This window comes from Pseudomonas sp. RAC1 (assembly GCF_030658255.1).
Taxonomy (GTDB): Bacteria; Pseudomonadota; Gammaproteobacteria; order Pseudomonadales; family Pseudomonadaceae; genus Aquipseudomonas; species Aquipseudomonas boreofloridensis.
Genome location: NZ_JAUTXS020000034.1, coordinates 188,243 through 199,969, shown reverse-complemented (window position 1 = coordinate 199,969; position 11,727 = coordinate 188,243). Strand labels below are relative to the sequence as shown.

Genomic DNA, 11,727 nt, shown 5'->3' with positions numbered 1-11,727 from the left:
GAGTACAGGTAAGGCAACCACTCAGGCCCTGGTCATCCTGGCCCGAAAGCTGGCCAGAATTGCATTCGCCTTGATGAAGACTCAAGGCGAATACGTGAGCAAAGGCGGCAAAAAGCATTGCCCACAACCATAGAATCTCCCACTTGAAACGCACAAAGGTTCGAAAATCGCGCAGGGCAGTTGATCGCCTGGGCTTGAGCGCACGCTGCCTTCCCAGGCTGTGAAACCCCGCACCGGCGCATTTGTGGGAGCGGGCGAGTCGCGCTCAGCCCGCTTTCCTGGTGCGCCTAGCTTCCGCGATAGGTGGAGTAGCTGTACGGCGAAATCAGCAAAGGCACATGGTAATGCGCTTGCCCCTGATCGATGCCGAAGCGCAGCACTACGACATCGAGAAACGCGGTGTCCGGCAACGCCACGCCACGCGCCCGGTAGTAGTCGCCGGCACTGAACTGCAACTGATAAACACCGGTGCGGTACGCATCTCCTTCGAGCAACGGTGCATCGACCCGACCATCGCTGTTGGTCAGCGCGCTGTTGACCAGCGTCAGTTGCTGGCCCTCGACGCGGTACAGCTCGACTCGGATCGAGCTTCCCGGACAGCCGTGGGCGGCGTCCAGCACATGTGTAGTCAAACGTCCCATCTGCGTATCGCCTCTTGTCATTGGCCTGGGCAAAAGATAGACGGCATGCACCTGCGCGGGGCAAGCGCTTGCCGGAACGGGGCCAATTAAGACACTTGAATCGAAGATTGTACACAATTTTGTCAGCCACTTTCCCCGTCTGCGCCGCTGCATCGGGATCTCCCGACGTCAGGCGGAGAACTCAAGGCCGGCATCACGGCCGGTCACATTACCTGACCATTCAGGCAAGTTTCTTGCAAGGGACTGAGCAGATGTCCAAGGACGACAAAAACGAAGAATTGCGGCAAATCGGGCTTACAAATGGCCGAACAAGTTGTATACAATCGTCCCACTCCGGTGCCTGCGACAACCCGCCGCGGTCAGCACCTAGCCTCTACGTTCATAAGGAAGACTGCATGAGCGCTGACTACCCTCGCGACATGATCGGCTACGGCAACACGCCTCCTCACCCGCACTGGCCGGGCAACGCCCGCATCGCCTTGTCCTTCGTGCTCAACTACGAAGAAGGTGGCGAGCGCTGCATCCTGCATGGCGACAAGGAGTCCGAAGCCTTCCTCTCCGAGATGGTGGCGGCGCAACCGCTGCAGGGCGTACGCAACCAGAGCATGGAGTCGCTCTACGAATACGGCAGCCGGGCCGGCGTCTGGCGCCTGCTGCGGCTGTTCAAGGACAGCGGCGTGCCGCTGACCATCTTCGCCGTGGCCATGGCCGCCCAGCGCCACCCGGACGTGATTCGCGCCATGGTCGAGGCCGGCCACGAGATCTGCAGCCACGGCTATCGCTGGATCGACTACCAGTACATGGACGAGGCCCAGGAGCGCGAGCACATGCTCGAAGCCATCCGCATCCTCACCGAGATCACCGGCGAACGCCCGCTGGGCTGGTACACCGGCCGTACCGGCCCCAACACCCGGCGCCTGGTGATGGAGGAAGGCGGCTTCCTCTACGACAGCGACACCTACGACGACGACCTGCCCTACTGGGAAAAGAACACCCCCACCGACAAGCCGCACCTGGTGATCCCCTACACCCTGGACACCAACGACATGCGCTTCACCCAGGTGCAGGGCTTCAACTGCGGCGAGCAGTTCTTCCAGTACCTCAAGGACGCGTTCGACGTGCTCTACGCCGAGGGCGCCGAGGCGCCGAAGATGCTCTCCATCGGCCTGCACTGCCGCCTGGTCGGCCGTCCGGCGCGCCTGGCTGCGCTCAAGCGCTTCGTCGACTATGCGAAAAGCCACGAGCAAGTCTGGTTCGCCCGGCGCGTGGACATCGCCCGTCACTGGCACGCCACCCACCCCTACACGCCCGAGAACGCCCGATGAGCGCCTTCAAAACCGTCACCCCTTCGACCCTGAGCCGCGACGCGTTCGTCGCCGCCTTCGCCGACATCTACGAGCACTCGCCGTGGGTCGCCGAGCGGGCCTTCGACCAGGGCGAGCGCACTGCGCTGGACCAGGTCGAGGTCCTGCACCAGCGCATGAGCGCGGTGCTGCTGGCCGCCAGCCACGCCGAGCAACTGGCGCTGATCAATGCGCACCCGGACCTGGCCGGCAAAGCGGCGGTGCGTGGCGAGCTGACCGAGTCGAGCACCCACGAGCAGGCCGGCGCCGGCATTCACCTGTGCACGGCCGAGGAATTCGCCCGTTTCACCGAGCTCAATCACGCCTACAAGGCAAAATTCCAGTTTCCGTTCATCATGGCGGTCAAAGGCAGCGACCGGCACCAGATCCTCGCCGCCTTCGAGCAGCGCATCCATAACGATGCCGACGCCGAGTTCCGCGAGGCGCTGGCGCAGATCAACCAGATCGCCCTGTTCCGTCTGCAGCAATTGTGAGGCCTGGCCGAACACGGCCTCGCCCCTTGACCGATAACGACTACAAGAGAAAACCGCATGCGTACCCTGATGATCGAGCCGCTGACCAAAGAAGCCTTCGCCCCCTTCGGTGACGTGATCGAAACCGACGGCAGCGACCACTTCATGATCAACAACGGCTCGACCATGCGCTTCCACAAGCTCGCCACGGTGCAAACCGCCGAGCCGGAAGACCGGGCGATCATCAGCATCTTCCGCGCCGATGCCCTGGAGATGCCATTGACCATCCGCATGCTGGAGCGCCATCCGCTGGGCAGCCAGGCCTTCGTGCCGCTGCTGGGCAACCCCTTTCTGATCGTGGTCGCGCCACTTGGCGATGCACCTGTATCAGGTCTGGTCCGCGCCTTCCGTAGCAACGGCAGGCAGGGCGTCAATTACCATCGCGGCGTCTGGCACCACCCGGTGCTGACGATCGAAAAGCGGGATGACTTCCTGGTGGTTGATCGCAGTGGTTCCGGCAACAACTGCGACGAGCATTACTTCCCCGAGGAGCAGATGTTGATCCTCGATCCCCACCAATAAGAGAAGGTCGGTCATCACAGGTCCGCGGCCTGCCGGTGACCGGCAGAGGTACATACTGTGGAAGCACATCTTCACGAATGGCTGAACCTGAGCATTCGCTGGGTTCACATGATCACCGGCGTGGCCTGGATCGGTGCATCGTTCTACTTCGTCTGGCTGGAGAACAACCTCAACCGCAGCAACCCGCGCGACGGCCTGTCGGGCGACTTGTGGGCCATCCACGGCGGCGGCATCTACCACCTGGAGAAATACAAGCTCGCACCGCCGAAAATGCCCGATGACCTGCACTGGTTCAAATGGGAGGCGTATTTCACCTGGATGTCGGGCATCGCTTTGCTCTGCGTGGTGTTCTACTGGAACCCGACCCTCTACCTGCTCGCCCCCGGCAGCAGCCTGAGCGGCGCCGAGGGCGTGGCCATCGGCATCGGCTCGCTGGTGGCGGGCTGGTTCGTCTACGACTTCCTCTGCGATTCGCCCTTGGGCAAGCGCCCTGCCCTGCTCGGCGGCGTGCTGTTCGTGCTGATCATCGCCGCCTGCTGGGGCTTCAGCCTGGTGTTCAGCGGACGCGGCGCCTACCTGCACACCGGGGCGATCATCGGCACCATCATGGTCGGCAACGTGTTCCGCATCATCATGCCGGCCCAGCGCCAGTTGGTCGCGGCGATCGCTGCCAACCAGACGCCTGACCCCTTGCTTCCAGCCAAGGGCCTGCTGCGTTCGCGGCACAACAACTACTTCACCCTGCCGGTGCTGTTCATCATGATCAGCAACCATTTTCCGAGCACCTACGGCAGCCAGTACAACTGGTTGATCCTGGCCGGGATCGCGGTGGCAGCGGTGCTGGTACGGCATTACTTCAACACCCGCCATGCCAGCAACCAGTACGCCTGGACCCTGCCAGCCGGCGCCCTGGCGATGATCTGCCTGGCCTACGTGACCGCGCCCAAGCCCCTGCCGGCCAGCCCCGAGCAGGCCGCCGCGCCGATCCAGTACCAGCCGCTGCCGGCCAGTGCCGTGGGCGGCAAGACCGCCGCCGAGCACCGCGCCGAGGCCGCAGCCAAGGCGGCTGAAGCCCCCGCCGCCGCCCCGGCCCAGGCCACTGCCCAGGCTGAGCCCGGCAACTTCGAGGCGATCCATCACGTGATCCAGGAACGCTGCACCGTGTGCCATTCGTCCAAACCCACCAGCCCGCTGTTCAGCACGGCTCCGGCCGGGGTGATGTTCGACACGCCACAGCAGATCCAGACCCAGGCCGCGCGCATCCAGGCACAGGCCGTGGCCAGCCAGATCATGCCGCTGGGCAACATCACCCAGATGACCGTGGAGGAGCGCAAGCTGGTCGGCGACTGGATCGCCAAGGGTGCACCGGTCAACTAGCGGCTTGCGCAGGCCCGTCGCGATAGCCGACCGGCCTGCGCTGCACCACAGACACAAAAGCAAGCATCGAGCGTTCGGCTCCCCCGGCACATCCAGGCCTTCATGCGAAGCGCCTGGCGCCGGGCGCCGCCCGCTTGGATCCGAGAATAAGAACAACACTCGAGGTGCTGCATGTCCACATCACCGCAGGCGTCCATTCCCGTCGCGCCGCCACGACAACCCCTGCCCCTGGCCCAGCTCACCCTGGTGGCCCTGCAACATGTGCTGCTGATGTACGGCGGCGCCATCGCCGTGCCGCTGATCATCGGCCAGGCCGCGGGTCTGTCACGCGAGGAAATCGCCTTCCTGATCAACGCCGACCTGCTCGTGGCCGGGGTCGCGACCGTCACCCAGTCGCTGGGCATCGGCCCGGTCGGCATCCGCATGCCGGTGATGATGGGTGCCAGCTTCGCCGCCGTCGGCAGCATGGTGGCCATGGCCGGCATGCCCGGCGTGGGCCTGCAGGGCATCTTCGGCGCGACCATCGCCGCCGGGCTGTTCGGGCTGCTCATCGCGCCGTTCATGTCCAGGGTGGTGCGGTTCTTCCCGCCGCTGGTCACCGGCACGGTGATCACCGCCATTGGCCTGTCGCTGTTCCCGGTGGCGGTCAACTGGGCCGGTGGTGGTCAGCAGGCGGACAGCTTCGGCGCGCCCATCTACCTCATGGTCGCCGGCCTGGTGCTTGGGGTGATCCTGTTGATCAACCGCTTCATGCGCGGCTTCTGGGTCAACGTCTCGGTGCTGGTCGGCATGGGCCTGGGCTACGTGCTCGCCGGCTGCATCGGCATGGTCGATCTGTCGGGCCTGGCCCAGGCGCCATGGTTGCAGGTGGTCACGCCGCTGCACTTCGGCCTGCCGACCTTCAGCCTGGCACCGATCCTGTCGATGTGCCTGGTGGTGGTGATCATCTTCGTCGAGTCCACCGGCATGTTCCTGGCCCTGGGCAAGGTCACCGATCGGCCGGTCACGCCCGGCATGCTGCGGCGCGGCCTGTTGTGCGATGCCGGCGCTTCGTTCGTGGCCGGTTTCTTCAACACCTTCACCCATTCTTCCTTCGCCCAGAACATCGGCCTGGTGCAGATGACCGGCGTGCGCTGCCGCTCGGTCACGGCGGTCGCCGGTGTCTTGCTGATGCTGCTCAGCCTGCTGCCCAAGGCGGCGTTCCTGATTGCGTCGATCCCACCGGCGGTACTGGGCGGTGCATCGATCGCCATGTTCGGCATGGTCACCGCCACGGGCATCAAGATTCTGCAGGAGGCGGACATCAGCGACCGTCGCAATCAACTGCTGGTGGCGGTGAGCATAGGCTTCGGCCTGATACCGGTGGTGCGTCCGGAATTCTTCGCGCAAATGCCGACCTGGATGGAGCCGATCACCCACAGTGGCATCGCCATGGCCACCCTCAGCGCGTTGCTGTTGAACCTGCTGTTCAACATTCTTGGCGGCGCCGAGCGGGCCGCCCACACCAGGGTGTGTCACCGGCACTGAGACAGCGCCGACCCCGTCGATCCGGGGCGCTCGGCACAGGCGATGGCGCGTCACGCCTGACAACCTGACCGAACGCCCAGTTTTGCGACAGCACGCTCCAGGAAGGAGCACTTGAGGCCCGGCGCGCAAGCCAGTAATCTGCGCGCCCCCTCGCTCAGGGCAGGTCGGATCCTGCCCGCGTTTACTGACCGCTCAGTCAATGAATTCGGGCGGTTGGTCGATGTCGTGCCAGCCAGCAGCACCCTTTTTCATCCGTTCAGAACGCCGTCGAGCAGGATGGCTGCGACCGACCCGCAAAAGTTGGCGCAGCACTTGCCAGGGAGCTGTGGCCCACGCTTCAAACCTGACCGAAAAGACAGAAAAAGCGCCGACACGAGCGCTGACACACATCCACTCAAGGGAGCGACCTCAACCATGCGGATTCTCAACAGCCTGATCCTCGCCGGCGGCCTGCTGGCCTGCGCCACCAGCCACGCCGGTGACCTGCTGAACTGGCAGAACAACAGCCTGACCTACCTGTGGGGCAAGAACTTCAAGGTCAACCCTGAAACCCAGCAGACCCTGACCTTCGAGCACGCCGACTCCTGGAAGTACGGCGACAACTTCCTGTTCGTCGACAAGATCTTCTACCAGGGCAAGAAAGACGGGAACAACGGCGCCAACACCTACTACGGTGAGATCTCCCCGCGCCTGTCGTTCGGCAAGATCTTCGATCAGAAGCTGGCCTTCGGCCCGGTGACCGACGTGCTCTTGGCCATGACCTACGAGTTCGGCGAAGGCGATACCGAGTCGTACCTGATCGGCCCCGGCTTCGACCTGGCCGTACCGGGCTTCGACTACTTCCAGCTCAACTTCTACCACCGCACCACCGACGGCAGCCGCCCGGGCGATCATGTCTGGCAGATCACCCCGGTGTGGGGCTACACCCTGCCGGTGGGCGCCTCCGACGTGCTGATCGACGGCTTCATGGACTGGGTGGTGGACAACGACCGCAATGGGCGCGGCAGCTACCACGCCAACCTGCACTTCAACCCGCAGGTGAAGTACGACCTGGGCAAGGCGCTGCACATGGGTGAAAAACAGTTGTACGTGGGTATCGAGTACGACTACTGGAGCAACAAGTACGGCATCAAGGACAGCGATGCCTTCACCACCGACCAGAACACCATGAGCCTGCTGGTCAAGGTGCACTTCTGAGGGTGGCGCGGGCTGCTGGCCAGCCCGCGTCCTGCGCCGGACGGTTTACGCCGCCTGGCGCTGGCGAAGCTTGGAAAAGCCGCCGACAACCAGCGCCGTGATGAAGCCGGCCACCGCGCCGACCACGCCGAACAGGGCATACTTGACCACCGGCCCCCAGGCGCCGCTGGCCGCCACGAGCGACTCCAGGGCCTGCTCCAACGGGTGGATGCCTTCGGCGATGAACGTGCCGCCCACCAGGAACATGGCCACCGTGCCGATCCAGGACAGCGCCTTCATCAGCATCGGCGCGGCGGCCACCAGGCCCCGCCCCACGCTTTTCACGCACCGCCCCCACAGCCCCTGGGCCTTGGACTTGGCCAGGGCGAAGCCAGCGTCATCCAGCCGCACGATGCCGGCGACCAGGCCGTAGACACCGACCGTCATCAACAGGGCGATGATCACCAGCGTGAGAATCTGCTGGTACAACGGCGCCTCGGCCACCACGTTCAAGGTGATGACGATGATTTCAGCGCTGAGGATGAAGTCGGTCTTGATCGCCCCTTTGATCTTGCGCTGTTCGTACTCGGCAAGCGCCTCGGCGCTGCGCGGCACCGATCTGCGGGCCTGCGCCTCATCGCCGGGCTTGTCGCGAGACAGCTTGTCCTTGATCGCCTCAAAGCCCTCGTAGCACAGGTACAGGCCGCCAGCCATGAGCAGCCATTTGACCGCCGCTGGCAGCACGGCGCTGAGTATCAGCGCGCACGGTACCAGAATGGCCTTGTTCCTCAGCGAGCCCTTGAACACTGCCCACACCACCGGCAATTCCCGGTCCGCCTTCATGCCGGTGACCTGCTCGGCATTGACCGCCAGGTCGTCGCTGAGCACGCTGGCGGACTTCTTCGCCGCCACCTTGCTCATCAGCGAAATATCGTCCAGAAGGGCCGCGATATCATCCAACAACGCGAAAAAACTGCTGCCTGCCATTGCTTTTACCCTTGATAGATTCGTGCCGTGTCAGCACCTCGGCGAGCCCATCCGACCGGCCTGCCGAGTGCATGATACGCGACGGAGACCGCCCAGGCCGTTACCTTGAGCGGTTCTGCGGCACGGTGCTACCATGCCTGCTCGCTCTTAGGCTTTGTTTGAAAAGTCTTGAGACGAAGGTCAGGCAAGGCGAAAACCGCCGAGGAACGGTCGGAGTCGCGCTCGACTTTACAGGTTGTAAATGAGCATTCCGACCGGGCTGGCGATCCAGGCGGTTTTCAACGCAGCATCACCGAGTATCAAGGCTTTTCAGACAAAGCCTAGAGGCGGCCAGTCATAGGAAGTTCCACAGACCATGAGCACGATTCGCGAGCGCAACAAGGAACTGATCCTGCGCGCGGCCAGCGAGGAATTCGCCGACAAGGGCTTCGCGGCTACCAAGACCAGCGACATCGCGGCCAAGGCCGGGCTGCCCAAGCCGAATGTCTACTACTACTTCAAGTCCAAGGAAAACCTCTACCGCGAGGTGCTGGAAAGCATCATCGCACCGATCATGCAGGCCTCCACGCCGTTCAATGCCGAGGGCGATCCGCAGGAAGTGCTCAGCCACTACATCCGCTCGAAGATCCGCATCTCCCGCGACCTGCCCCATGCGTCCAAGGTGTTCGCCAGCGAGATCATGCACGGCGCCCCGCACCTGTCGCCGTCGCAGGTGGAGCAACTCAACGAGCAGGCCCGGCACAACATCGAATGCATCCAGCGCTGGATCGAACGCGGGCAGATCGCCCCGGTCGATCCGCACCACCTGATGTTCAGCATCTGGGCCGCGACCCAGACCTACGCGGACTTCGACTGGCAGATCGCCGTGGTCACCGGCAAGGCTAAACTCAGCGACAGCGACTACGACGCGGCCGCCGACACCATCATCCGCCTGGTGCTCAAGGGTTGCGAGCCGGAGCCTGCGTGAACATCCCCCGGGCCTTCACCTGCCAAGGGCCCGACACTGCCCGCCGGCTCACACCGCCGCGCCCGCATCTGCGCGCAAGCCCAGCGACTCGATCGCACTGATCGCGCACTGCTCGTCGACATCCGAGGTATCGCCACTGATGCCCAGCGCGCCCAGCACCGTGCCGGCCTGATCGCGAATCAGCACGCCTCCCGGCGCCGGTACCACGGCGCCGTCACCCAGCCCGTTGAGCGCGGCGAAGAACGCCGGGCGCTGCTGCGCGTCCAGCGCCAGCAGGCGCGACCCCTTGCCCAGCGCCACCGCGCCCCAGGCCTTGGCCGTGGCCAGTTGCGGACGCAACAGGCTGGCCCCGTCCTCGCGCTGCAAGGCCAGCAGATGCCCGCCGGCGTCCAGCACGGCCACGGTGAGAGGAGCCGCGTCGATCCGGCGTCCAGCGCAGAGCGCGGCGTGGACCAGGGTGTTGGCGACGTTGAGGGTGAGTGCAGTCATGGGAGGTCCTTTTATTGTTGTGTGGGGCCGGAATGCAGGCGAATCAATAGAGCACAAAATAATAGATATTTGTATACAATAATTTCGATCAATTCGCCCGATTCTCCGGCACGTTCACACTGCGTCGTGGCCTTCCTACGTCCCGCAGCCGTCCGCGAGAATTGCCCGAAAACCTGAGCTCACACGGTAGATAGGGGAGCGGTCTGGTGTCGCGACAGGGCTGCAAAGCAGCACCAATCGAGCGCTACGCCCACTCATCGATTCGATCTGCCGAGCATCCGATGAAAACCCATTGACCTTGAACTCAGACCATGAATACACTCGTCCGCAAGTCGTATTGTATACAATTACAAAACAAATGAGGCACAAGACATGAGCAAAATGAGAGCAATCGATGCCGCCGTACTGGTCATGCGCCGGGAAGGCGTCGACACCGCCTTCGGCATTCCAGGCGCGGCGATCAACCCGCTGTACTCGGCCCTGAAGAAGGTTGGCGGCATCGATCACGTCCTCGCCCGCCATGTCGAAGGGGCCTCGCACATGGCTGAAGGCTATACCCGCGCCAACCCCGGCAACATCGGGGTGTGCATCGGCACCTCCGGTCCTGCCGGCACCGACATGGTCACCGGCCTGTACAGTGCCTCGGCCGACTCCATCCCCATCCTCTGCATCACCGGCCAGGCGCCGCGCTCGCGCCTGCACAAGGAAGACTTCCAGGCGGTGGACATCACCAGCATCGTCAAGCCGGTGACCAAGTGGGCGACCACCGTGCTGGAGCCAGGCCAGGTGCCTTACGCCTTCCAGAAAGCCTTCCACGAAATGCGCAGCGGCCGCCCCGGCCCGGTGCTGATCGATTTGCCGTTCGACGTGCAGATGGCCGAGATCGAGTTCGACATAGAAGCCTACGAACCGCTGCCGGTGCACAAGCCCTCGGCCACGCGCATCCAGGCGGAAAAGGCCCTGGCACTGCTCAACGACGCCGAACGCCCGCTGCTGGTGGCCGGTGGCGGCATCATCAATGCCGATGCCAGCGACAAGCTGGTGGCATTCGCCGAACTGACCGGCGTGCCGGTGATTCCGACCTTGATGGGCTGGGGCTGCCTGCCCGACGATCATCCGCAGATGGTCGGCATGGTCGGGCTGCAAACCTCGCACCGCTACGGCAATGCCACTTTGCTCAAATCCGACCTGGTGTTCGGCATCGGCAACCGCTGGGCCAACCGCCATACCGGCTCCGTGGAGGTCTACACCGAGGGCCGCCGCTTCATTCACGTGGACATCGAGCCCACCCAGATCGGCCGGGTGTTCACCCCGGACCTGGGGATCGTCTCCGATGCCGGCGCGGCGCTCGATGCATTCATCGAGGTGGCCCGCGAGTGGCAGGCGGCCGGCAAGCTCAAGTGCCGCAAGGACTGGTTGCAGGACTGCCAGCAGCGCAAGGCCAGCCTGCAACGCAAGACCCACTTCGACCAGGTGCCGGTCAAGCCGCAGCGGGTGTACCAGGAGATGAACCAGGTGTTCGGCAAGGACACCTGCTATGTCAGCACCATCGGCCTGTCGCAGATCGCTGGCGCGCAGTTCCTGCATGTGTACAAGCCACGGCACTGGATCAACTGCGGCCAGGCCGGCCCGCTGGGCTGGACCATCCCCGCCGCCCTCGGCGTGGTCAAGGCCGACCCTGCGCGCCAGGTGGTGGCGCTGTCGGGCGACTACGATTTCCAGTTCATGATCGAGGAACTGGCCGTGGGCGCGCAGTTCAACCTGCCCTATGTCCACGTGCTGGTGAACAACGCCTACCTCGGCCTGATCCGCCAGGCCCAGCGTGGCTTCGACATGGACTACTGTGTTCAACTCGCCTTCGAGAACATCAACGCCACCGAGGCCGGCAACTACGGCGTGGACCACGTCGCGGTGGTCGAGGGCCTGGGCTGCAAGGCACTGCGGGTGTTCGAGCCGAACGACATCGCCCCGGCCCTGCGCAAGGCGCAGGAAATGGCCCAACAGTTACGCGTACCGGTGGTGGTCGAGGTGATACTCGAGCGCGTGACCAATATTTCCATGGGCACCGAGATCAATGCGGTCAACGAATTCGAAGACCTGGCGCTGGTCGGCAATGACGCGCCAACCGCCCTCTCGCTGCTCGACTGACTGCCCACGCAAGGAGA

At 64.0% G+C, this 11,727-nt stretch carries 11 protein-coding genes and 1 pseudogene; 9 read left to right on the top strand and 3 right to left on the bottom strand.

The genetic code is table 11. The features are described 5' to 3' along the window. Window positions 1-133: pseudogene (locus tag Q7C30_RS14525) on the top strand (IS110 family transposase); the annotation flags it as partial. A 154-nt stretch (window positions 134-287) separates the two neighbouring features. Here the strand turns inward: Q7C30_RS14525 and uraH are convergent. Then, a complete protein-coding gene (gene uraH, locus Q7C30_RS14520; RefSeq protein ID WP_029613862.1) occupies window positions 288-641 on the bottom strand; it encodes a hydroxyisourate hydrolase in 354 nt (117 codons plus the stop codon). A 395-nt stretch (window positions 642-1,036) separates the two neighbouring features. Here uraH and puuE point away from each other — a divergent pair, with 395 nt between their 5' ends. The 6 genes from puuE to Q7C30_RS14490 all read left to right on the top strand — a co-directional run bounded on the left by puuE (window position 1,037) and on the right by Q7C30_RS14490 (window position 7,140). Continuing rightward, window positions 1,037-1,966, top strand: a complete 930-nt coding sequence (gene puuE, locus Q7C30_RS14515) for an allantoinase PuuE (RefSeq protein ID WP_039576487.1) — start codon at window positions 1,037-1,039, stop codon at window positions 1,964-1,966. Further along, window positions 1,963-2,478 carry a 2-oxo-4-hydroxy-4-carboxy-5-ureidoimidazoline decarboxylase gene (gene uraD, locus Q7C30_RS14510; protein WP_317871889.1) on the top strand — a complete coding sequence of 172 codons (516 nt, stop codon included), beginning with the start codon at window positions 1,963-1,965 and terminating at the stop codon, window positions 2,476-2,478. Before puuE ends, uraD begins: the two co-directional genes overlap by 4 nt. A gap of 57 nt (window positions 2,479-2,535) precedes the next feature. Further along, complete coding sequence (locus Q7C30_RS14505) at window positions 2,536-3,039, top strand: ureidoglycolate lyase (protein ID WP_029613865.1); 504 nt, start codon at window positions 2,536-2,538, stop codon at window positions 3,037-3,039. A 57-nt stretch (window positions 3,040-3,096) separates the two neighbouring features. Continuing rightward, a complete protein-coding gene (locus Q7C30_RS14500) occupies window positions 3,097-4,416 on the top strand; it encodes a urate hydroxylase PuuD (RefSeq protein ID WP_317871888.1) in 1,320 nt (439 codons plus the stop codon). A gap of 171 nt (window positions 4,417-4,587) precedes the next feature. Continuing rightward, entirely contained in the window at window positions 4,588-5,943 is a 1,356-nt protein-coding gene (locus Q7C30_RS14495) for a nucleobase:cation symporter-2 family protein (RefSeq protein ID WP_317871887.1), read from the top strand. Window positions 5,944-6,357: 414 nt separating this feature from the next. After that, the gene (locus tag Q7C30_RS14490) at window positions 6,358-7,140 is read left to right on the top strand and encodes an outer membrane protein OmpK (RefSeq protein ID WP_039576476.1); all 783 of its coding nucleotides are present in this window, start codon (window positions 6,358-6,360) and stop codon (window positions 7,138-7,140) included. A 45-nt stretch (window positions 7,141-7,185) separates the two neighbouring features. Here Q7C30_RS14490 and Q7C30_RS14485 read toward each other — a convergent pair whose 3' ends face one another. After that, window positions 7,186-8,106, bottom strand: a complete 921-nt coding sequence (locus Q7C30_RS14485) for a DUF808 domain-containing protein (RefSeq protein ID WP_317871886.1) — start codon at window positions 8,104-8,106, stop codon at window positions 7,186-7,188. A gap of 355 nt (window positions 8,107-8,461) precedes the next feature. On the opposite strand from Q7C30_RS14485, the gene Q7C30_RS14480 reads away from it, so the two are divergent. Next, complete coding sequence (locus Q7C30_RS14480; protein ID WP_317871885.1) at window positions 8,462-9,073, top strand: TetR/AcrR family transcriptional regulator; 612 nt, start codon at window positions 8,462-8,464, stop codon at window positions 9,071-9,073. Between the two features lie 48 nt (window positions 9,074-9,121). On the opposite strand, the gene Q7C30_RS14475 is transcribed toward Q7C30_RS14480, so the two are convergent. After that, window positions 9,122-9,562: a heme-binding protein gene (locus Q7C30_RS14475; protein WP_039576471.1), complete on the bottom strand. Its 441-nt coding sequence runs from the start codon at window positions 9,560-9,562 to the stop codon at window positions 9,122-9,124. Between the two features lie 372 nt (window positions 9,563-9,934). Between Q7C30_RS14475 and gcl the strand changes: the two genes are divergently transcribed. Next, a complete protein-coding gene (gcl, locus tag Q7C30_RS14470; RefSeq protein WP_304484530.1) occupies window positions 9,935-11,710 on the top strand; it encodes a glyoxylate carboligase in 1,776 nt (591 codons plus the stop codon). The last annotated feature ends 17 nt before the right edge of the window (window positions 11,711-11,727 follow it).